Source organism: Tenericutes bacterium MZ-XQ (assembly GCA_002838205.1).
Taxonomy (GTDB): domain Bacteria; phylum Bacillota_I; class Bacilli_A; order Acholeplasmatales; family Acholeplasmataceae; genus Mariniplasma.
The window spans coordinates 86,133-109,077 of record CP017950.1; the positions used below are offsets into that span (position 1 = coordinate 86,133).

At 31.2% G+C, this 22,945-nt stretch carries 18 protein-coding genes and 1 pseudogene; 15 read left to right on the forward strand and 4 right to left on the reverse strand.

Annotated features, from left to right (window positions below):
- Positions 1-44 precede the first annotated feature (44 nt).
- Positions 45-854: an aldo/keto reductase gene (locus tag BK011_00420; protein AUD64228.1), complete on the forward strand. Its 810-nt coding sequence runs from the start codon at positions 45-47 to the stop codon at positions 852-854.
- 157 nt (positions 855-1,011) lie between these two features.
- Entirely contained in the window at positions 1,012-1,410 is a 399-nt protein-coding gene (locus BK011_00425; GenBank protein AUD64229.1) for a hypothetical protein, read from the forward strand.
- Here BK011_00425 and BK011_00430 read toward each other — a convergent pair.
- Entirely contained in the window at positions 1,407-2,549 is a 1,143-nt protein-coding gene (locus BK011_00430) for a hypothetical protein (GenBank protein ID AUD64230.1), read from the reverse strand. The genes BK011_00425 and BK011_00430 overlap by 4 nt on opposite strands.
- A 151-nt stretch (positions 2,550-2,700) precedes the next feature.
- Here BK011_00430 and BK011_00435 point away from each other — a divergent pair, with 151 nt between their 5' ends.
- Together BK011_00435 and BK011_00440 are read left to right on the forward strand one after the other, a co-directional pair.
- Positions 2,701-5,388 (forward strand): hypothetical protein, encoded by a 2,688-nt coding sequence (locus BK011_00435; protein ID AUD64231.1) that lies wholly within the window; start codon positions 2,701-2,703, stop codon positions 5,386-5,388.
- Complete coding sequence (locus BK011_00440) at positions 5,381-6,946, forward strand: hypothetical protein (protein AUD64232.1); 1,566 nt, start codon at positions 5,381-5,383, stop codon at positions 6,944-6,946. The genes BK011_00435 and BK011_00440 overlap by 8 nt, the downstream gene beginning before the upstream one ends.
- Positions 6,947-7,014: 68 nt before the next feature.
- Here the strand turns inward: BK011_00440 and BK011_00445 are convergent, their stop codons facing one another.
- Entirely contained in the window at positions 7,015-8,013 is a 999-nt protein-coding gene (locus BK011_00445; protein AUD64233.1) for an L-glyceraldehyde 3-phosphate reductase, read from the reverse strand.
- A gap of 315 nt (positions 8,014-8,328) precedes the next feature.
- Between BK011_00445 and BK011_00450 the strand changes: the two genes are divergently transcribed.
- The 6 genes from BK011_00450 (at position 8,329) to BK011_00475 (ending at position 14,742) form a co-directional block, all read left to right on the forward strand.
- Entirely contained in the window at positions 8,329-9,087 is a 759-nt protein-coding gene (locus BK011_00450) for a hypothetical protein (GenBank protein ID AUD64234.1), read from the forward strand.
- Between the two features lie 93 nt (positions 9,088-9,180).
- A complete protein-coding gene (locus BK011_00455) occupies positions 9,181-11,217 on the forward strand; it encodes a hypothetical protein (GenBank protein ID AUD64235.1) in 2,037 nt (678 codons plus the stop codon).
- Positions 11,218-11,227: 10 nt separating this feature from the next.
- Entirely contained in the window at positions 11,228-11,512 is a 285-nt protein-coding gene (locus tag BK011_00460; protein AUD64236.1) for a PTS lactose transporter subunit IIB, read from the forward strand.
- A gap of 28 nt (positions 11,513-11,540) precedes the next feature.
- On the forward strand, positions 11,541-12,893 hold the full coding sequence (locus BK011_00465; GenBank protein ID AUD64237.1) for a PTS ascorbate transporter subunit IIC: 1,353 nt from the start codon (positions 11,541-11,543) through the stop codon (positions 12,891-12,893).
- A 63-nt stretch (positions 12,894-12,956) separates the two neighbouring features.
- Positions 12,957-13,778 (forward strand): transketolase, encoded by an 822-nt coding sequence (locus BK011_00470; protein ID AUD64238.1) that lies wholly within the window; start codon positions 12,957-12,959, stop codon positions 13,776-13,778.
- Positions 13,771-14,742, forward strand: coding sequence for a transketolase (locus tag BK011_00475; protein AUD64239.1), 972 nt, complete (start codon positions 13,771-13,773; stop codon positions 14,740-14,742). Before BK011_00470 ends, BK011_00475 begins: the two co-directional genes overlap by 8 nt.
- Positions 14,743-14,765: 23 nt before the next feature.
- On the opposite strand, the gene BK011_00480 is transcribed toward BK011_00475, so the two are convergent.
- The gene (locus tag BK011_00480) at positions 14,766-15,032 is read right to left on the reverse strand and encodes a hypothetical protein (protein AUD64240.1); all 267 of its coding nucleotides are present in this window, start codon (positions 15,030-15,032) and stop codon (positions 14,766-14,768) included.
- A gap of 129 nt (positions 15,033-15,161) precedes the next feature.
- The gene (locus BK011_00485) at positions 15,162-16,859 is read right to left on the reverse strand and encodes a phosphoenolpyruvate--protein phosphotransferase (protein ID AUD64241.1); all 1,698 of its coding nucleotides are present in this window, start codon (positions 16,857-16,859) and stop codon (positions 15,162-15,164) included.
- 408 nt (positions 16,860-17,267) lie between these two features.
- Here BK011_00485 and BK011_00490 point away from each other — a divergent pair, with 408 nt between their 5' ends.
- The 5 genes and pseudogenes from BK011_00490 to BK011_00510 all read left to right on the forward strand — a co-directional run bounded on the left by BK011_00490 (position 17,268) and on the right by BK011_00510 (position 22,803).
- Positions 17,268-17,726, forward strand: coding sequence for a limonene-1,2-epoxide hydrolase (locus tag BK011_00490; GenBank protein AUD66099.1), 459 nt, complete (start codon positions 17,268-17,270; stop codon positions 17,724-17,726).
- Between the two features lie 12 nt (positions 17,727-17,738).
- On the forward strand, positions 17,739-18,677 hold the full coding sequence (locus tag BK011_00495; GenBank protein ID AUD64242.1) for a hypothetical protein: 939 nt from the start codon (positions 17,739-17,741) through the stop codon (positions 18,675-18,677).
- Positions 18,674-20,268: pseudogene (locus BK011_00500) on the forward strand (hypothetical protein). Before BK011_00495 ends, BK011_00500 begins: the two are co-directional and overlap by 4 nt.
- Position 20,269: 1 nt before the next feature.
- Positions 20,270-20,791: a hypothetical protein gene (locus BK011_00505; protein ID AUD64243.1), complete on the forward strand. Its 522-nt coding sequence runs from the start codon at positions 20,270-20,272 to the stop codon at positions 20,789-20,791.
- Between the two features lie 110 nt (positions 20,792-20,901).
- Positions 20,902-22,803, forward strand: coding sequence for a hypothetical protein (locus BK011_00510; protein AUD64244.1), 1,902 nt, complete (start codon positions 20,902-20,904; stop codon positions 22,801-22,803).
- The last annotated feature ends 142 nt before the right edge of the window (positions 22,804-22,945 follow it).

Genomic DNA, 22,945 nt, shown 5'->3' on the forward strand with positions numbered 1-22,945 from the left:
AAAGTATAACTGTTATAATGAATTTAAGAAAAGGATGTGTTTATATGAAATACTTCACAATGAATAATGGACTAAGTATACCTGCGTTAGGTACTGGGACAAATACGTTTGGAAAAGAAAACAACAGTTTTCATGGGAAAATCACTTATGATACAAAAGAGTTACGATCAGCGATCGAACTTGGTTATCGATTAATAGACACAGCTATTTATTATCGTAATGAAGCAGTTATCGGTAAAGCTGTTAAAGAATCTAATATCGATAGAAGTGATTTTTTTATCACATCAAAAATTCCAACAGACAAAGAATATGTTGAAACTGAGGATAAAATAAGACATCACGTCGATCAATCACTTAAAGCTTTAGATTTAGAATATATTGATCTATATCTCATACACTTTCCGCTTGAAAAAAATGAAGATAACTTAAGTGTGTGGAAAGTATTAGAAACATATGTTGATCAAGGGTTTATCAAATCAATCGGCGTCTCAAATTTTAATGAAAATCAATTATCATATTTAATAAAACATGCAAACATAAAGCCAGTACTTAATCAGTTTCAATCCTATCCAGGAAAACACCAACAGGAATTAATCGATTTTTGTAAAGCAAACGATATTATTCCAGAGGCATATCAATCATTTGCGAAGTTGGATGATCAGACCAAGGATGTCTTAAAAGAAATAGCTAAATCGTACCAAAAAACTTGGAGTCAAATTGTTCTAAATTATCAAGTGCATGAAGGATTAGTGGTCATCCCAAAATCACATAGTCAAATGCATCAACTTGAGAATATTGATATTTTTGATTTCAATTTATCAAAACAAGATGTAGAGAAAATTAAGAAACTATAGTAAAAAAATTCCTGAGAATTCAGGAGTTTTTTTCATTATTGTATACAGTTTATCTATAGTGAATCATAGTTTTATCCTTGAAAATATAAGCCGATGCGTGCATTTAGTTTGATTGGGAGCACTTTATGAAGTAATATTAAAAAAAAGGAGAAAACTTATGAAAAAAATACTAAGCACACTAGTATTTATAATTTCATTATCGGTTTTTTTATTTGCATGTGATAGAGATCAGCAAACAACTTATATAGATCTATCACCTGCAGAAGCAAAAGAACTTATAGATAGCACACCTAATCTAATAATCATCGATGTATCACCATATTATAGTCAAGGACATATTCCAGGTGCAATCAATTATTATCTAGGTGACGGGTCTCTTGATGATGCAATTTTAAATCTAGATAAAGATTTGATATATTTAGTGTATTGTCATGTTGATAGTGTATCAATAGCGGGTGCGAACAAGCTTATTGAAGCGGGATTTGAAAATGTCTATCGATTAGAAGGTAACTATTCGGCGTGGGTAGAAGCTGGATATCCTGTAGAGACTGATTAAGACTGATGAGAAAATATATGTTCATCAATATAAGTTAACAACTCCTCTTGAAAAGAGAAATATTGAGAGTAATGCCCTTTATATGATGACATTTGTTTTCCTTCCCCAGTGATATTAAAAATGAATCCGTTTTGGTTTTCTTTATCAAAGAAAAACATGCCATGAAACCCATATGCCAGTCCACAGTGACCAACTAAAGTATAGTTCATCTTTTTCAGTGGTTTATTCACGCATTGGTTATTGATGATATTAAATACTAGGCCACTATGACGATAAAACCCGTTTTTATCTAACAGCATTCTATGTTGATCTAAATAATGTGTTTGATACATTTCGTTTAAGCTTTTATTTGTCAATAAAACAGAATTTGAACTCAAAAGATCGAGCATAAGCTTACTTAGTTCTTTAGCATTAGATCTCAAACCGCCTTGAGGACTGAATAAACTGCCGTTGCTTCCAAGTTCATATAGATCGTAGTTATGAATTTTAATATCTTGATCACATTGTGGTACCCAAACACCATTTATCTTGCGAAATAAAGGTCTAATATGACTAATTGTATCTTCATCAGTTGCATTGAAAGAACCATCCATAGATAAGGGTCCTAATATATAAGTCTTCATGTATCTATCGAAACGCATTTGACTCACAACTTCAATGATCATCGCAAGTAAATGAAATCCGGTATTGTAATAGATAAATGTTTCTCCAGGTTTAAATTTGGAGAACATTTTTTCATTATAATACTTACCCTCAGCTTTAAATAGTTCTTTAGAATGTTGTGGGTATGGAACAAAATTAGTTTCAGTATCTAATAAACTTGAAGTATGTGTTAATAAATGCTTGATTGTGATGATATCGTTAGGAAAGTTTGGATTTCTAAGACTAAACTCAATGTATTTTTCAATATTATCATCTAAGGAAAGCTTATTTTGTTCTTTTAACTGCATGATTGCTATCCCTACAAATATCTTAGAAATCGATGCAATCCTATATAAATCATCTCTTTTTAAAGGGTTTATAGCTATATTTGGATTTGAGTAAAGCATTTCAACGATGACCTGATTATTTTTAATGACTAACAAATCTATATCATGCAAATCATATCTTGTACATAAGTTTTTTATAAATTCTTTCAATGTAAATCACCTCTACCTCATTTTATCAAAAAATGTTTGAAATATGATTATAATCAAGTAAAACAAAGACTATAGGATATAACATCACCATACTGTAAAGTCGTGATATAATTGTAATAACAATCATTAAATAGAAATGGAGAAAAGTAATATGAAATCCTTATTAAAAAAATCATGGTTCACAGGCGCTGTAGCAATAGGTCTGTTACTCTTAGTGTTTTTTATAAATCTTTCGGTAATGAACTTAAAACTAAAGTCACCTTATGAAGATGAAACAGTGATGTCTTTAGCAAACAATCTATCAACAGGTCGCTACGTTAACATCTTTTCTTTTGTTTTTATGCTTGTATTTTATATTTCATTCATTCCATTACTTTTATCAGGTTTCAGTTTTTTAAAAAAAACCAATTGGGGATTTGTTTCAGGGGTTTTATATTTTCTTGGATATAATTTAGGACTTATTGTTTATCAATCAAGCTATAATGTTTTACCGATCTTCGCAATCATATTAATCATATTTAATTTAATCATTATGGCGGGTATATTTGTTCTTCTGATTTTTAGGAAAAAGATACTTCTAGAAAACCAAGTGAGTGAAAAAACCGAAAAAGAGATTTTATTAAATCAAACAAAAATACCGCTCGCTGTTTTGATTGTTGACTTTGTTGCAATAGCCGTTGCATTATCAACATTTTTCATTCCGCTTTATACATTGGGCGCAGTAAATCCATATCGTGCAATTTTAGCTTCTGTTTTATTTACAAGCGATTTAAGTCTTGATGTCATCATCTTTTTCTTTTATAACTTTGTCGTCTTTTTAAGTATCTTTTTATATTTATCTAGATGTTTAACCTATTACTTTTTTGATAAATCAAAGTTTATAACTGAATCAAAATCATTTATAAATTTTATTTTTATCACAACAATTATATTTTTCATTACAGGATTATCGATGAGCACATACTACACGCTAAATAATGAAGTGGCTAGCACACCAGCGTTTATTCCGATGATTTTAATGAGTGTTGTTATATTTGCTTATGCAATCTTTAGAGGAAAATATAATGCATTTTCGGAACTTAAAACTGAGGAAAAAAACAGCAAATATCCAAGAATTGAACCGCTAGCCTATGTGATTTTATTAACACTTATTTCTACTGCAATGTTGTTTTTATATATCATAAAAATTGAAATAACTTATGGAACTTATACAAACTCAGTTCGACTATCTGGTTTAGATATTCTTAGAGATTATGCAGTTTTAGACCCTGGTTATCGAATAGTAGCTTTCTTATTGGTTGCTATGCTAATGACGGTTGGCATTACATTTGTAGTAAGCATATCAAGTTACCTTTCAAAGCATAAACAGTTTAGTAAGATAGTTATCCTAGCAACAGTGCTTAATGTTTTCTTTGTATTTATTATTGCTGTATCAGGTTTTTATTTCCAAATCGCTAAAGAGATCAATCAAAGTATTTTAATTGAAATATTCTCTATATATGGAATCAATCTACAAGAAGCTCTTGTCTACGAATATCAGATTAGTACAGATGCAATTTATGCCTTAATTGGATCTGTCATCGTATTAATCATCATGTTTATGAGAAAAGTATTTGATTATGAAGAGCTTAATACATTAGAAGCTACACTCGCGCCTTCAAATGATGCAAACGAGATAAGCAGCGAATCAGTACCTGCAGATGCTTATGATGATGAGCAATTAAAAAATTTTGATCCATGTCCAGCATTCACAGATCTAGATTCAAGAAAAGCAGTATTTAAAGAAGATTTAGACAAACGTTTAGGATATAAAACAAAAGAACCATCATTAAATGATCTAATTAATTTTGTTGTTGAATACGCCAGAAATTCAAGATTACATCTTTCGTATACACCAGAGGATATTGCGACATTTGTTGCTGGTATGGGCGCAAGCAAACTTTCCATTTTACAAGGTATGTCTGGTACAGGTAAAACAAGTTTACCTAAAATATTTTCAGAAGCTATTTATGGAAATATCGATATTATCGAAGTTGAATCTTCATGGAAAGACAAAAATGAACTTTTAGGGTATTATAATGAGTTTTCGATGAAATACACACCGAAAAAATTCACTTTGGCTTTATATAAAGCAGCACTTAATCAAGATATTTTTACAATTATACTTCTTGATGAAATGAACTTATCAAGAATAGAGTATTATTTCTCAGATTTTCTTTCACTTATGGAGAACGAAGAAGATCAAAGAGAACTTAAGCTCATCAACATCAGACTAAATAGAAAAGAAGATGACGAGGAGATTGAGTATAGAGCACTAGATCATGGAAATACACTCAAAGTACCACCAAACATATGGTTTATTGGTACAGCAAACCGCGATGAATCTACATTTGTTATATCAGATAAAGTATATGACCGTGCGCATACAATGAATTTCACGAAACGTGCACCTAAAGTGCGTAATTATGCAAATCCAATTTCTAGAAGATTTTTTGATTATAAAACCATGAATGACCTCTTTTTAAAGGCGAAAGATTCAGGAGACTTTGATGCAGAAAACAATGAAATCATTAAACAAGTTGAAGTTTTGTTAGCGCCTTATAATATTTCATTTGGGAATCGCATCTTAAAACAAATAGAAGATTTCGTTAACATTTATAAAGCATGTTTCCCTAATGAAGATGTCGAAAACGAAGCCATCGAAAAGATCTTATTAAGTAAGGTTGTAGCTAAGTTAGAAGTTAAAACTATCGATGATAAAGAACAACTTGAGATGGCATTCGATAAATTGAACTTAAACTTATGCAGTGAGTTTATTAGACGTCTTGACAATGAATAAAGCAGAAAAACATTTTCCTCAAATTAAAATCGAGGAGTATCAAAGATTTGCGTCTTTATTAGAAGGCATTGACAGATTTATAAAAAAACACCAAGTTGTTTCTTATATAGAGTTTGACTATTATGTCGTACACGATATGACATTGTTTTCCATTGAACCAGATTTTGATTTTGAAAAACTAAGTGAAATGATTGAGTATATCAGAAAATCATTATCAGCGATTAAAAGAATTTTTAATAAACCGATTATTGTCTTAAAAGATACAGATGATGTTCTTCCTGTTGAAAATACGCGCATCATCAATCAAAATACTTTGCTTCATTTAGCAAATCATAGTCAATATGTGGAAAACATCTCCAAAAGAGGTGTAAAACCAAGAAAATTACTGACAAGAATCTATGAAGATGATTATAGTATTTATGAGAATATTGTCTTTTGTAATTATATTGATGATGTTTTAGCACTGATTAAAAAGAATAGAAGAACCTTAAATAGTTTATTATATGCAAGTAATATCATGAAGTTTAATTTACTAGAAAAAGTAAACCATGTTAATTACTTTCTTGCTTTAGGTAAACTACATACAGGTTATATTAGAGATTTCAGTCGTTATTTCAATTTATCAAAAGAGTTACTTAAAGAATTAGCGCATATCAGTCAAACGATAAATCCAAGATTATATAAACCCGTCTATAAGAAGAACCTAAGAAGAAATCGACACTTACCACTTAAAAAGACGAATATTTTTCTCATGCAGAAAGATTATCAAAGAGTCTATAAAACTTATAAATATTTACTAGGCAATCAAGTCCAAATCAAAGAAAAGGATATAACCCTTGATTTTGAAAATATGAGACATCATTTTTTATCGTATGTTCAAATACTGACTATTTTTTCAGCAGGACATTTCAATTTCGAAATTGATCCCAATTTCAAGATCAATCTAAGTTCGTTAGATGTTACATTTACTTATAAAGGGTGGAAACTAGATATTTTTAGCAACAACAAAAAAGAAACAATCCTGCATTTCACTAAAGAAAAAGTATATAAAATCATCTTAGTTGGAAACGATTATGATCATAAAAAGATTCATAGCTATAAAAAAGACTACGGAGTCGATGAAGTCATAGCAGTCAATCAATTTGAGGAGGACTACTTACAAAGAAAAGATGTCCTTATTAGTATTGAAGATATAGACTCTTTTAGAAGGATTCAACAAATTATTCTTAAGGGTATGATTTATGCAGATACCAAAAGAGACGTTTGTCCATTTTGTGGAGGAAAACTTCGAAAAGAACCACATCAGAACTTGTATCAATGCGATAGTTGTATGACACAAATTAAAAAAGCTCTTTGTGAAGAGACAAAGAAACCATTTTTCTATACAGATATTGCACATTTAAAAAAACATGTGATTAAGAAATCGGATTTTGAACACGGTGATACTTGGTATTATGAAAAACAAGTAGAGTCCCTAATGTATTATAGAAATATCACTAGAATTAATGAGCAAGGCGACATTATTTGTCCACATTGCCACAAGGTGCATGAGAGTTAAATGAAAATAAAAGAAGTTTAGTAAGTTTATTCTACTAAGCTTCTTTTTTTCTTGTTACTGAAATAGTTTTAGTTATTTAAAATTTCTTCTATTTGAGATAGTTCAGCATCTGTGAACTCTAAATTTTCAAGTGTTTTTAAATTAGATTCAAGCTGACTAAGTCTAGATACTCCAATTAAAACAGACGAAATACCTTTTTGAGCTAAAGTCCAAGCGATTGCCATTTGTGCCAGCGTTTGATCTCTTTTTTCAGCAATTGCCTTTAATTGAAGAAGTTTAGCTTTAACTTCATCAGTTAACTCAGAAGGTTTAAACCACCAGGTTGCTTCACTACCCATACGTGAATCTTTTGGGATTTCTTTTAAATATTTTTCAGTTAGTAATCCCTGTTGAAGGATGCTAAAGGGGATGATGCCAACACCTTCTTCAACCATAGCATCCGCTAAACCATCCGTTTGAATCCAACGATTCAACATACTAAAACTTGGTTGATGAATGAGTAGTCTCACACCATAAGATGCTAAAATCTTTTTTGCTTCTTTTGCACGATCTGCAGGATAACTAGAGATACCAACATATAACGCTTTACCCATCATCACAATATCAGCTAATGCTTTCATCGTTTCTTCTAAAGGTGTATCATAATCTGGACGATGATGATAGAAGATATCCACATAATCAAGACCAAGTCTTTCTAATGACTGATCAATAGATGCCATTAAATATTTACGGGAACCAAAATCTCCATAAGGGCCTTCCCACATACCATAACCTGCTTTAGTCGAAATAATGAGCTGATCCCTATAAGCTTTTAGCTCATCTTTTAAGATCTTACCTAGATTGCTTTCAGCACTACCACCAGGTCTTCCGTAATTATTTGCTAAATCAAAATGTGTTATACCGTGATTAAATGCAGTTAAAACAATTTTTTTAACCTCTTCAAAAGGTTTTTCATGACCGAAATTCAACCAAAATCCTAGTGACAATAATGGCAATTTTAAACCACTTTCACCAACTCGACGATAACTCATTTTTTCATATCTGTCTTTTGCTGCTTCATACATAATAACTACCTCCTATGGTTTATACAAGTCTATTTTAACATAGACGAAATAATTTATATGTATATATGGGGCATCACAAATATATCCACAACTCTTAGCACATGAATGGTGACAAATCTATTTTCTTGCATGTCATTGATGAAACTCTTTGTTAGCTAAAACTTAAGACATTTATCACAGTTTATGCTAAAGTTATAATAAAGCGGAGGTAGCCAAATGATCCTAGGACTAATTTCTATAATACTCGGAATGTTTTTACTCATTATATTATGGCCATTTTCTTTGAGCTCTTTTAGTTCGGTGGCCACTATAGTTGTGATGCTGTTGCTCATAGGGTTTGGAAGCCGCATCTTCTATGTAGATTTTATCAAGTACCAAAAAGAAAAAAAATTATTAAGCGACTACTTAAAAACAACAGACAATGCACTATTAGCAGGTGACATCCCAGAATATCCTGCATATGAAATACTTAAACATAATAAAGTACTTAAAAAGGTTATAGAACTCATTAACACTAGAAATATAAGAAACGCTGAACCCATATTAAATAATCAAACTTCTTTTCATGGTGCAAAACTAAAATTCTTGTTTTTTTCTTGGATTTTTAAAGAAAATGACGATTATAGAATTTATAAGACATGGAAGAAAATATATAAGCATATCGATAAAGCTACTCAAAAAACAATATCTGATCTTCTAGACGATATCAAACAAGGTCACATGCTTGTTGATATAACACAGACAAAAAGTAACGCTTTATCTCCGGGGAGTTATGTGCTAAAAGAAGAAAACGAATTATGGACTTTAGTAAAAATACCGATTCATACGAGATATATTAATGATGATTTTTACGGATCAATGATTTACGATCAAAAAATGGATCAACCAAATTACACATTTAAAACACAAGATATTCTTATCAAAAGAAAACAACATATCAAACAAACGACAAGATTTTTTCTAGATATTAAAGACAATCGATATAAAAAAGATGACCAAAAAGAAATCAAATCCATGAGTGTCAAACTTAAGAATGAAGACGAGTTTGATTTACTAAGTTATGAGTCACCTTTTTAAAGCATTATAGTAAGATGTTCAAAGTTTGTGCAAATATTTGGGCTTAATTTTTTCGAAATTATGTATTATACTTTGTAATATAGAGGTGTTACTATGTTAGATTATAAAGATTATTACCTCTTGAACTTAATATCAAGATCTTACCAAACGTTATCTGTTGAGGATTTAGCTAAACTCATCGGTGTTTCAAGACGTAGTATTTACTATTCAATCAACAAGATCAACTATCATTTTGAAAAACTGAATATTGATCCTCTTAATAACCAACGCAACGTTGGTGTTAAAATGTCAGAATCAGCAAGACAGTTTTTAAAAAAAGAGCTTCACCAAGAACTATCAAATAAGTATGTGTACAATCAAAAAGAAAGAATTGCTTATCAGATATTATTTATTTTAACAAATAAGGGTCCTATTGGTATTACTGATTTCGAAGAACTCTTTAATGTAAGTAGAAATACAGTGATTAATGATATTAGAGAATTAAGAAATGAGTTAAGCAGTTTCAATCTAGAACTTATATATGATCAAAATCAAGGATACGTCATCAACGGAGAACCGCTAAAGATTAGGAGTGTTGTACTATATATCATTTCTAGTTATAACTATTTAATAAAGATTAATAGTTTAGGTATATATGATCTTGAATTCTTTAGCACATGTTTAGATTTACTCAAACGTGTAGAAAAAGATTTAGGTGTTACATACGTTGATGAAACGAAAGATATTTTGGCGAAAGTGGTTTCTGTCATTGTTAAAAATGATTTAGAAAAGATACCATTCCTTGATCAAGATTTAAAAACCATTATGAGTGGTCCAGAGTATCCCGTTGTATTAAAACATTTTAAAAATAGTGTAAGTATTGATGAGGTCTATTATATTACTTTACAACTCATGGGGCTTAGAGTTCATGCACATAATGATTTTGATTCACAAGATGATACACTTATTCATCAAATGACTCAAATTATAATTGAAACATTTAGAGCAAATGTGTTTATTCATTTTGATGATGAAGAGCAACTTTATGAAGGGTTATATAATCACTTTAAAAGCGGTATCGTTAGATATAAATATGGTATTTTATACGATAACCATATGAAAGAAGATATCAAAGAACAGTATCAAGGGTTATATCGAATTGCTAAATTTGCTTGTAATAGAGTTGAACAATTGATATCAGCCCCAATATCAGATGATGATGTTGCATACATTGCAATGCACTTTGGAGCACACATAAGAAGAGAAAAACAGACATTAAAGACCTATAAACTATTACTTGTATGTCTAAACGGTGTAGCTACAAGTAAGATGCTAAGTTCTGAACTGGAATCACTTACTGAAAACATTGAAATTATTGATGCTGTCAGTTTAGATGAAATAAAGGTATATGCTGATGAAGTTGATTATATCATCACAACAATCCCTTTAGATAATAAAAAATACAAGAATAAGACAATATTTGTAAACCCTGTTTTAACAGATAATGATCGATTGTTGCTATCAAAACTTTTTGGAGGTACTTCAATACAAGGAAGTTATGAAAAGTTTAAAACAACATTACTTAATGAATTAAAACCATTATTAACCACAGATGTATTTGAAAAAGCATCTGAACTAATAGAGAGTTTAAGTACTCAATATTTCACGAAGGGAATAATAAAAGAGAAGGAAGATGGACGTATGTTAAATGAATTAATCACAAAAGATCACATTATATTTGCTGATAAAGCAAGCTCTTATCAAGAAGCATTAAGAAAAGGAGCTAAGGTCTTAATTGATGAAAACTATATTACTGAACAATATGTCGAAAAAGTCATTGAAAATGTTGATAAATTAGGTCCTTACATTGTGGTTGCACCTAATGTTGCAATATCTCATGCTAGACCAGTTGACGGAGCTCTTAAATTAGGCATGTCGATGTTGATTTTAAAGGAATCAGTAAGTTTTTCAGATGAAAAAGATAGAAATGCAAGAATTATAGTAACATTATCTGCTCCGGATCCTGATTCGCATCTTGTTGCACTCGGGCAACTATCAGAACTTCTCATGGAAGAAGCAGATAAACTTCTTGAAATGGATTCAAAAGAAGAAGTACTAGCTTTAGTTGATCAATATTCAAATAAATCATAGGAGGATATTTATGAGAAAAATTGTTGCAATATGTGGCATGGGATTTGGAAGTAGCTTTATCGTTGAAATTAATATCAAGAATGCACTAAAAGAATTGGGAGTTAAAGATATTGAAGTCGACCATATGGATTTAGGAAGCGCGTATCCAGGTGTTGCAGATTTAATTATTTGCGGTACTGATTTAGAGGAAAACTGCAAGCGTTTTGGAGAGGTTATGCCGTTAAATAGCTTATTTGATAAGAATGAACTTAAGACTAAGTTAACAGAAGTTCTAACTGCAAAAAAAGTTATTTAACGAAAAAATATAAAAAGGAGAAAAAAACATGGAAGGAATTATTCAATTTATTACTGACCTATTAGGTACCCCAGCAATATTAATTGGTGTCATCATCTTAGTTGGTTTACTTGCACAAAGAAAAACAGCTGATGAAGTCATTCGCGGTACTCTAAAAGGAATTTTAGGATTTGTTATTTTAGGTGCTGGTGCTGGCGTTCTTGTTGGCTCACTAGATTTCTTTGGAGCTTTATTTCAAGAAGCATTTGGGTTAACAGGTGTTGTACCTAATAACGAAGCAATTACAGCACTTGCATTAAACGATTATGCAACAGTGACTGCAGGTATCATGGTTATTGGTATGGCTGCAAATATTTTAATTGCACGTTTTTCTAGACTTAAATACATCTTCTTAACAGGACATCATACGTTATTTATGGCAGCTTTAATAGCGGTTGTATTAAGAGTTGCAGGTTTAAACGAAGTATTAGTATACATCGCTGGTGGTTTAGGTTTAGGACTTGTTATGGCATTATTCCCAGCACTCGCTCAACCTACAATGAGAAAAATTACTGGTAACGATGACATCGCTTTAGGTCATTTTAGTACAGTTACTTATCTTGTAAGTGCTAAGATTGGTCAATTAGTAGGTAAAGGTTCAAAATCTACTGAAGAAGCTAAGTTCCCTAAAGGATTATCATTCCTTAGAGATTCATCAATTGCTATTGCATTAACAATGTTGATTATGTATTTAGTCGTAACACTTGTTGCTGGTCCTGCTTTTGTAGAAACTGGATTAGGTGTCACACAAAACTTTATTATATTCTCAATCATTCAGTCAATCACATTTGCTGCTGGTGTTTATATTGTATTACAAGGTGTACGTATGGTTATTGCTGAAATCGTTCCAGCATTTAAAGGATTCTCAGAAAAAATCGTTCCAGATGCTAAACCAGCTCTTGACTGTCCAGTTGTATTCCCGTTTGCACCAAACGCAGTGTTGATCGGATTCTTGGTATCATTTATAGGTGGTATCGTTGGTATGGTTGTTCTTATTGCTATGAACGCAGACAACGTTATTTTACCGGGTGTCGTTCCTCATTTCTTCGTTGGAGCAACTGCAGGTGTATTCGCTAATGCTACTGGTGGACGTCGTGGTGCTGTGATCGGATCATTTGTTAATGGCTTATTATTAACATTCTTACCATTATTATTAATGCCTGTGTTAGGTGACTTAGGTTTCGCTAATACAACATTTGGTGATGCAGACTTTGTTGCTGTTGGTGTTCCTATTGGATTACTAGCTGGCTTTAATGCAAATGTTGCTGCTGCAGCAATCATTGTTCTATTTACAATTCCATTTGTTCATGGATTCTTAGCAAAAAAGAAAAAAGAAGCGTAAAAAAAACTATATAAAAAAAAGGAATTGAAATAATTCCTTTTTCTTTTAGGAAGGAAGTCACATATGACAACAAAATTTTCAAATCAGATTAGACTAGAAATACTTAAAATGCTTAAACATCGAAATTTTGGTCATTTAGGTGGAAGCTTATCAATTGTAGAGACTTTATCAGTTCTTTATGGTGGTATGATGAACATAAATCCTAAAGATCCGCAAGACCCAAATAGAGATTACTTTATTCTTTCTAAAGGACATGCAGGTCCAGCATTATATGCAACGCTTGCACTCAAAGGATACTTTGATAAAAATCTTTTAAAAACACTAAATGAAAATGGCACTACCTTGCCATCTCATACTGATAAAAATCTAACAACAGGTGTCGATATGACTACAGGATCGTTAGGTCAAGGACTGAGTGTAGCTGTAGGTGTTGCCTTAGGATTCAAACTCCAAAACAAAAAAAATCGAGTATATACAGTTGTAGGTGACGGAGAACTTAATGAAGGACAATGTTATGAGGCTTTTATATTTGCTGGACAGAAAAAACTAGATAACTTAATTGTTTTTATAGACGATAATAAGTTGCAACTTGATGGTTTTAGAAAAGATATATCTGATCAAGGTGATTTTGTAAAAAGATTAGAATCTTTTAATTTTTATGCATCAAAAATTGATGGGCACTCTGAAGAAAAGATTAAAAAAGCAATTGAAGACGCTATGAAACAAGAAGGTAAACCAAGTGTTATTGTATTAGACACAATCAAAGGTAAAGGTGTAAAAGAATTTGAGAATATAGCAAAAAACCATCACATGCGCTTTTCAGAAAAAGAACATCAAATCTTAGACAGAGTCATAGCAGAACTGGAGGCAGATATCAATGATTAAACTTAAAGACAAACTTGAAAAAACAGTTGAACTTAGATCTGTTTACGCTCAAACTATCTCAGAATTAATGGATCAAGATAATCAAGTAGTAGCACTAGAAGCAGATTTATCTAGTGCATCCACCACGATTAAGGTTTTAGAAAAACACCCTGATAGAGTCATTAATTGTGGTATACAAGAAGCCAATATGATAGGTGTAGCTGCTGGTTTAAGTTTAATCGGGATGAAACCTTTTGTTCATAGCTTTGCACCATTTGTTTCAAGAAGACCCTTTGATCAAGTCTTTCTATCTTTAGGATATGCCCAATTATCAGCAACCATTATTGGCTCAGATGGTGGTGTTGCAGCTGAGCATAATGGAGGTACCCATATGCCTTTTGAAGATCTAGCGTTATATAGAGCTATACCTCATGCAACAGTCATGGAGATGAGTGATGCTGTTATGTTTGAAGATATTTTAAGACAAGTAAACGATAGAAAAGGTCTTCATTATATAAGAATCACAAGAAAATCAATGCAAGCCATCTATGAAAAAGATTCAACATTTAAAATTGGTAAAGGTGTTATTTTAAAAGATGGATCAGACGTTACCATTGTTGCAACCGGTCTTCTATTAGAAGAAGCTTTAAAAGCACATGAAATACTAAAGGAAAAAGGTATTCATGCAGCAGTTTTAGATTTATTCACTATTAAACCCATTGATGAACAATTATTGATTAAATATGCAAAAAAAACTTCATTAATTATAACTGCTGAAAATCACAATATTGTCGGAGGATTATATAGTGCTGTAAGCGAATGCTTGTCACAAATAGAGCCTGTTAAGATTTTACCTGTTGGTGTTAAAGAACAATTTGGACAAGTTGGACTTATACCTTACTTAAAAGAGTATTATGGATTAACTGCAGAACATATTGTAGATGTGGTTCTAAAACATTTAAAAGTAAGTAATAAAAAAGATTGATGCGATATCGCACCAATCTTTTTTTAATCAGTTAATTTTAAATTTTTGAATAAAGATACGATGTTATCGGCAACGGTATCTTCGTTGTCTCCAGTTACTTTGATAGTGATCTCACTGTTTTTAGGAATTGCTAAACTCATAATTGCTAACGTACTTTTCATATTCACAGTTCTATTTTTATATAACAATTCAATTTTTTCGTCAAGTTTAGAAACTTCTTTGCATAAGTCAGATGCAGGTCTTGCATGAAGACCATCTTTATCTGTAATGGTTAATGTGATTTCCTTCATATTCCCTCCTAGTCGTTTCAAGTATTAATTAAAAAAAGATGATTAACATATGTATATTTTAACATGAAATCAAGTATAGATGACTCACAAAAAGTTGCACATAGAAAGTGAAATAAAAATTGATATTGTCTATAGATTCAATGTTTTTAGATAATCACTCATAAGTGATTTAACAGCTTTTGCATCATCTAATTGTAATGCTTTTTCTAATAACTTAGTCATTTCTTTGAATGATGAAGCCCTAACGACTTGTTTGAGTTCTGGAATCATAGCTGCAGTTAGACTGATTTCATCAATACCCATAGCCATGAGCAATAAAGCAATCTCAGGAATACTTCCGATTTCTCCACATAGCCCAGTTTCTAACCCAGCATCTTTTGAGTCCTTTATAACTTTGTTTATGAGTTCTAGCAATGTAGGATCAAAAGGCTCATATAAATAGCTAACTTTTTCATTCATACGATCGGCAGCGTATAAGTATTGGATGAGATCATTACTTCCTATTGATATAAAATCAATATGTTTTGCTAATCTTTTAATATTTAAAGCTGCACTTGGGATTTCAATCATGATACCTAATTTTATATTTTCTTGATAAGCAACATCCTCTTTTTGAAGCTCTTTTTTGACTTCCTCAATGACTTTCTTTGTTTGAACAATTTCATCGACTTTTGCGATCATAGGAATCATTAAATATAAGTGTTTTTGTTTTTTTGAAGCGATTAAAATGGCTTTTAACTGAGTCTTAAATAACTCTATTTCAGATAAGCATAAGCGAATTGCTCTATGACCTAAAAATGGGTTTTCCTCATGGTCAAATTTTAGATAAGGTAAGTTTTTATCTCCGCCAATATCTAGTGTTCTAATAATGACTGGATCGATGTGATCAAATATTTCTTTGTAAGCTTGTTTCTGTTTTTCAATGCTTGGTGTAGTTGTAGAATCCATAAAAAGAAATTCAGTTCTAAATAGACCGACACCCTGAGCACCATAATGATCTAAAGTTTCGATATCTTTAGGACTACCTATATTAGCAAATAGTTTGACCTTTACGCCATCAGTTGTTTCAGCTGGAACATCTTTTAATCCTGCCAACTTCTTTTTATAGGTTATAAAATCTTCTAATTTTTTAAGATAAGTGTTAGTTATTTTTTTATCTGGATTGATGTGTAAGTTATGATCAATAGCATCTAATATCAACATATCATCTTCTTTTAATTGGTCAGTGATACCTTTGATACCAACAATTGTAGGAATGTCTAAAGATCTTGCAATAATTGCAGTGTGACTAGTGAGTCCGCCTGTCTCTGTTATAATACCCTGAATATAGTTTAAGTCTAAATTAGATGTATCACTAGGTGTTAAATCATTTGCAACAATAATTGAAGGTTCTTCAATCGAGGATAGATCTTTTACTTCGATGTTTAATATGTGGCATAATACACGATGTTGTATATCCTTAATATCGAGTGCACGTTCCTTAAAATATTCATCTTCTATAGCTTCAAACATTTGAATATAATGATTTGTTGCTTCTTGATACGCGTAAGCAGCAGTCATTTTGTCTTCCTTAATTAGTTTTTGTGATAGTTCAATAAGTTCTATGTCTTGCAAAATCGAAAGATGAGCATCAAAAATGTCACCATGAGCAGATGTTTTTATTAAATGTTTTAGTTCATCTTCACTTTTTTTAATAGCAGCAGATAGTTTTTTTAGACTTTCATCAACAGAGGAAGATGTTTTTTCTGAAATCGTAATTTTCTCTTTTTTAAATATGTACACTTTACCAATAGCAATACCTTTACAAGCAATCATACCTTTTGACATATGATGACCTCCAGTTCATATTTTTAGTTAAATCAAGAGATGTTTTATGCTTCAATTATAACATATAAAATAGCCTAATAATGAGTTTAGCTCATATTTTTAAACACATATTATCTCAAAGATTTTATGAAAGAATTTGGGTTATTATCTAAAAAATCTTATATATTATTAGAAAAGCAGATATATTGATAGTGATGAAAGTGTTACGTAAATTCTCATATGGTTTTCAATATATCTAAATATGATCAAAGTTAACTAAAGAAATGCAATTTTAGGTAATTTTTGTGATACAAATGATTTTAACCAATTATGGGATTCGCGATTTATTGATTGCTTTATGCATACAACACACATATAAATTATGATATAATGTGAAAAAACATGTTGCTTTTGAGGTGATATAGTATGATGCAAGAAACAACATTAGAAACTAAAAGTATTACATCTGTTGATACCATATTGACGCAGTGGTCAAAAACCTATAATCCAGATGGAAAGCCAGACTGGTCTCATATCTTTCCTTACTACGATAAGGAAATTATTTTTCATGACTCGATTCAAAGGATAGAAGGTTTCGAAAAGTTTGAAGCTATGTGTAATCGCCTAACAAAAAGATGTAAAAGTTTGGATATGCAACTTAAACATGTTGTTAAACACGAGGAAATCATTTTTATGGAATGGAAAATGACGATGTCGTTTCGGTTCTTTCCTAAAAAACCAATTTATGGATCTTCAAGATTGACACTTAATGAAAATGGAAAAATCATAGAGCAAAGGGATTACTATGATTTATGGGGAGACATCTATGATGGAGTTCCAGTATGGAGACGTATATATCGATGGTTTATGCGTACTTTTTTTGGATAGGAGAAGAAAGTTATGTTTAAATGGCCTGAACAACTCATGTTTATAAAAAATGGTAGAGCACAGCAACATCAAAGCAATGCAAAAATGAATGGAATGACTTGTATCATTTCAGGATCTTCATCGGGTGTTGGTGAAGTAACATTAAGAAGATTTGCACAGGCTGGTGCAGATCTTGTTATGGTTGTAAGAAATCAAGAAAAAGCAGAAAAAATTAAAATTGATATTAAAAAAGTATATGATATAAACATAGATATTGTCATCGCTGACTTCAGTGATCTAGAAAGTGTAAGAAAAGCAGCTAATGTCATTCTACAAAAATATCCTAAAAGCGATGTGTTAGTTAATAGTGTGGGTATTCACTCAACTAAGAAAACATATAATAAAGACGGTATCGAAATGGTTTTTTGTGTGAATCATTTAGCCACTTTCTTATTCACCTATTTATTAATTGATAGAATAAAAGAAAATCCCAAAGCAAGAATCATTCAAATAAACTCTGAAGGCCATCGATTTGGAACTGTTAAAATTAACGATGTTAATTTCAAAAGACACATTTATACAGGCTTGCGCAGTTATGGTGCTTCAAAAACCGCTCAACTCTACACAATTTATGAATTCGCAAAACGATTACAAGACTCAGGAGTTACCATCAATGCAATGCATCCGGGGGCAGTAAAAACAAATATTGGACAAAATAATGGATGGTTGTATCGGTTTTTCTTTAAACATTTTACATCACATTTCCTAAAAGACCCAGAAATCTCTGCAAGTGCAGTTCACTATTTAGCAACATCAAAAGAACTTGATGGAATATCCGGTAAATTCTTCAATTTAACGATTGAAGAACTGCCTGCAAAACACGCAAGAAAAACACATCTACAAACTCCTATATGGGAGTTATCTAAAAACATGTGTGATATAAATGATCAAATGATTGGGGTGATAAAATGAGTTATGATGCGATTATTGTTGGTGGCGGTATCGCGGGTCTAACTGCCGCAGCATATCTAAGTAAGTCAAAACACAAAGTTCTTTTAATCGAAAAAGAAGAAAAAGTTGGTGGATTAGTCAGCTCATTTGATTATAAAGGATTTAAACTTGATGGTGGAATTAGATCCATTGAAAATTCTGGTATTGTTATGCCTATGTTAAAACAACTTGGTATAGACGTTCCGTTTACAAGAAGCATTGTTTCATTAGGGATTGATCAAGATGTCATCAAGGTTGATACAAAAGCGAGTGTTGACCGATATAGCGACATGTTAAAAAAACATTATCCAAAACAATCAGAAGACATCGATAAAATTATTGAAGAAATTAAAAAAATCATGAAGTATATGGATATTTTATATGGCATAGATAATCCATTGTTCATGGATATTTTTAAAGATAAAAACTATTTGTTTAAAACAATTTTTCCATGGATGTTTAAGTTTATGTTTACTGTTGGAAAAGTAAACAAATTAGATATCCCAGTTGTGGAGTATCTTGATAAGCTAACAGATAGCAAATCATTAAATAGTATGATTAGCCAACACTTTTTCAAAAACACACCTACATTTTTTGCATTAAGTTATTTTAGTTTGTATTTAGATTATCAATATCCACTTGAAGGTACAGGAATGCTCATTGATAAAATAGAAGCATTCATATTAGAACAAGGTGGTCACATTAAAACCGAAACTGAAATCACAAGTGTTGATGTTGATAAACATCTTGTTAAAGATCATGAAGGTAACACTTATGCGTATAAAGAACTTTTATGGGCTGCTGATTTAAATCTACTATATAAGTTTGCAAACCAAAACCCAATATCAGATTTAAAACTTAAAGAAAAAGTGAGTACATATCAAAAAGATATAGAAAAGCTTCGCGGTGGAGATTCAATCCAAACAGTTTATATGACAGTTGATATGGATCCATCATATTTTAAAGAGATTTGTACGGGACATTTTTTCTATACGCCTGAAACAAAAGGTTTAAGTGAAGTCGAAGAAAAACTAAAAGATGTGATTGCATCTAAAGATAAAGATCAAATAATCTCTTGGTTAAAAGATTATTTTAAATATAATACATATGAAATATCTATCCCTGTGCTCAGAAATGAGAAACTAGCTCCTAAAGGCAAAACGGGCCTCATCATTTCTGTTTTAATGGATTATGATTTAGTTAAACAGGTTGAGACGATGGGGTGGTATAATGAGTATAAAGAGATATGTGAACGATTTGTCATTGAAGCATTGGATCAATCGATTTTTAAAGGTATTGATGCGCATAAAATAGATGTCTTTAGTTCAACACCATTAACCATTGAAAAAAGAACTTCCAATAAAGATGGTGCAATTACAGGATGGGCATTTACCAATAGTCATATGCCAATCGTAACAGTATGACAGCTGTTGCAAAATCTGTACTAACACCAATGCCTGATATATATCAAGCAGGTCAATGGTCTTATAGTCCTGCAGGATTACCAATAAGCATCATGACAGGGAAGTTAGCTGTTAATAGAATCGAGAAAAAATTAAAAAAGAAGGGTTAGTATGAAAGGCATTGTTCTATACAAAAGCAAGTACGGACATACAAAACAATATGCACAGTGGATTGCTGATGAGCTCAATTTTGAATCAAAAGATTTCTCTAAGTTCTCTAAAAAGGATATTCATGGATATGAGATAATCATTTTTGGATCAGGAGTCTATATGGGAAAGATGAATGATATCAAACCAGTATTAAAACTCTTTAGGAACAAACCTATTGTCATTTTCGCATGTGCAGGAAACCCAGGATTAGAAAAAGAAATCAATGACATCAAGCAAACAAACTTCACCTCTGAAGAATTAAGCTTTCACAAATTCTTTTATTTACCCGGAGGTGTAGATTTCACTAAAGTAAAAGGTTTAATGAAACTTATTGTGGGTATGTTTCACTTCATACTAAAGCACAAAAAAAATCTTACAAACGATGAAAAGCAAATATTAAAAGGATATAATGAACCTACTTATTATGTCGATAAGAAGCATATAAAATCAATTGTCGAATATGTAAAAACATGTAATAAATAATAACTCTATCCTATTTTAGGAAGAGTTTTTGTTTATTAAACAGTGTTTTTTAGATAAAAGAAACCAATAGTTTGGTAAAAAATGTTACAATAGTAAAAAGAGGTGATTGTATGAATAAAGAACAAATAAAAAATAATTTTTATGAAGCAGTAAATGGAAAGTGGTTAGAAAAAGCCGTTATACCAAGTGACAAGCCTTCGATGTCAGCTTTTTTAGAATTACATTTAGATATCGAAAAAACGCTATTAGAACTGACTGCTCAGTGGGAAAAAGATCAATCGGGATTAAATGATAATTTAAAGAAGTTTATCAAACTTTATCAAATGACTAAAGATTTTGATAAAAGAAAAGAACTTGGAACAAAACCATTCGAGGTGATTCTAAATAAAGTTAATCATTTAAATTCGTTAAAAGATTTGGAGCAAGCATTTGTAGATTTGACATTAGAGTCTATTGAAACACCTTTTGGATTTGCAGTCATGCAAGATTTCATGAACAGTAATAATCAAGTTTTGTATTTTGGAGCTTCAAGTCTTTTCTTACCTGATACAAGTTATTATAAAGATGAAAAGACAAAGGCACAATTAATTGGTCTATTTACACAAACTACAACTCAGCTGTTAACGTTGTATGGTTTTTCTAGTGAAGAAATTGAAAAATTAATAAAAGAGTCTTTAGCATTTGATGAGTTATTGGTTCCAGTTACTAAATCAAGCGTAGAAAAAGCTGATTATGTTAAGATGTACAATCCAATGAGCAAAAAAGATGTTCAAAAACTTACACAAAACTTCAATGTTATGGCAAACGGAGAAGCTTTAGTTAAGCAATCAGTTGATGAACTTATTGTATTAAATCCGGATTTCATCAAAGCTTTTGACAGCATTATTAATGAAGAAAACTTCCATTTGATTAAATCATGGATGATAGTAAATAATGCAATGAGATTTGCATCAGATTTGACGGATGAATTAAGAATTGCTGCTGGAGCATTTGGACGGGCATTATCAGGGACTAAAGAAGCTCAAAGTAAAGAAAAGTTTGCTTTTTATCAAGCATATAATAGATTTAGCCAAGTTGTAGGTTTATATTACGGTGAAAACTATTTTGGACCAGTAGCTAAAAATGATGTTAAAACTATGGTTTATGAAATGATAGAAGTATATAAAGAGCGAATTGCAAATAATGATTGGTTAAATGAAAAAACAAAAGAGAAAGCGATTAAAAAACTTTCAACATTAAATGTTCATGTGGGATACCCTGATGAACTTCCACCATATTATGACTGGTTTGAAATTAAAGGATATGAACAAGGTTCAGATTTAATACAAGAAAGACTCGCAGTCAGTAGAATTCTAACAGCATATGATTTTGCAAAATATAACAAAGAACCAAATCGAAATATTTGGGGAATGCCAGCAAGTATGGTAAATGCTTATTATAGTCCAACGAACAATCAAATTGTGTTCCCTGCTGCAATCCTTCAAAAACCATATTACAGTTTAGAACAAACACCTTCTGAAAATTATGGCGGTATCGGTGCAGTTATGGCACATGAAATCTCTCATGCTTTTGATAATAATGGAGCTAAGTTTGATGAAACAGGATCACTTAACAATTGGTGGACTGAAGAAGACTTAAAAGCATTTGATCAAAAAGCAAAAGACATGATTAAACTATTTGATGGTGTTGAAACAGGATTTGGCCCATGTAATGGTGAACTAACTGTTTCTGAAAATATTGCTGATAGCGGTGGATTAAGATGTGCGCTTGAAGCAAGTAGAAAACGCGAAGATCATAATTTTGAGGAGTTCTTTAAAAATTGGGCAAGCGTTTGGAGAAATAAATCTTCTGTTGAATATAGTCAGTTATTACTAAGAGTAGATGTACATGGTCCATCTATTTTAAGAGCGAATATGCAGTTAAGTAATTTACCTGAGTTCCAGGATTTCTATCAAATAGAAGAAAATGATCAAATGTATTTACCTAAAGATAAAATGGTAAGTATTTGGTAGATCTTCACTAAACAATTAGAGACTCATAACAAGAATGATGACTCAATCGAGTCATCATTTTTTGTATTTTACTCATCATAAGATAGAATTTTTAACAGATATTAATGAAAATAGGTATCTATTTTAGAACTAATATAAAGCA

Bases quoted from the DNA above. Each gene is read 5' to 3' on its own strand.
- BK011_00425 (AUD64229.1), top strand. From the start codon at position 1,012: ATGAAAAAAATACTAAGCACACTAGTATTTATAATTTCATTATCGGTT.
- BK011_00450 (AUD64234.1), top strand. From the start codon at position 8,329: ATGCTGTTGCTCATAGGGTTTGGAAGCCGCATCTTCTATGTAGATTTT.
- BK011_00495 (AUD64242.1), top strand. From the start codon at position 17,739: ATGTTTAAATGGCCTGAACAACTCATGTTTATAAAAAATGGTAGAGCA.
- BK011_00465 (AUD64237.1), top strand. From the start codon at position 11,541: ATGGAAGGAATTATTCAATTTATTACTGACCTATTAGGTACCCCAGCA.
- BK011_00475 (AUD64239.1), top strand. From the start codon at position 13,771: ATGATTAAACTTAAAGACAAACTTGAAAAAACAGTTGAACTTAGATCT.
- BK011_00435 (AUD64231.1), top strand. From the start codon at position 2,701: ATGAAATCCTTATTAAAAAAATCATGGTTCACAGGCGCTGTAGCAATA.
- BK011_00420 (AUD64228.1), top strand. From the start codon at position 45: ATGAAATACTTCACAATGAATAATGGACTAAGTATACCTGCGTTAGGT.
- BK011_00455 (AUD64235.1), top strand. From the start codon at position 9,181: ATGTTAGATTATAAAGATTATTACCTCTTGAACTTAATATCAAGATCT.
- BK011_00485 (AUD64241.1), bottom strand. From the start codon at position 16,859: ATGTCAAAAGGTATGATTGCTTGTAAAGGTATTGCTATTGGTAAAGTG.
- BK011_00460 (AUD64236.1), top strand. From the start codon at position 11,228: ATGAGAAAAATTGTTGCAATATGTGGCATGGGATTTGGAAGTAGCTTT.
- BK011_00505 (AUD64243.1), top strand. From the start codon at position 20,270: ATGAAAGGCATTGTTCTATACAAAAGCAAGTACGGACATACAAAACAA.
- BK011_00480 (AUD64240.1), bottom strand. From the start codon at position 15,032: ATGAAGGAAATCACATTAACCATTACAGATAAAGATGGTCTTCATGCA.
- BK011_00470 (AUD64238.1), top strand. From the start codon at position 12,957: ATGACAACAAAATTTTCAAATCAGATTAGACTAGAAATACTTAAAATG.
- BK011_00490 (AUD66099.1), top strand. From the start codon at position 17,268: ATGCAAGAAACAACATTAGAAACTAAAAGTATTACATCTGTTGATACC.
- BK011_00510 (AUD64244.1), top strand. From the start codon at position 20,902: ATGAATAAAGAACAAATAAAAAATAATTTTTATGAAGCAGTAAATGGA.
- BK011_00440 (AUD64232.1), top strand. From the start codon at position 5,381: ATGAATAAAGCAGAAAAACATTTTCCTCAAATTAAAATCGAGGAGTAT.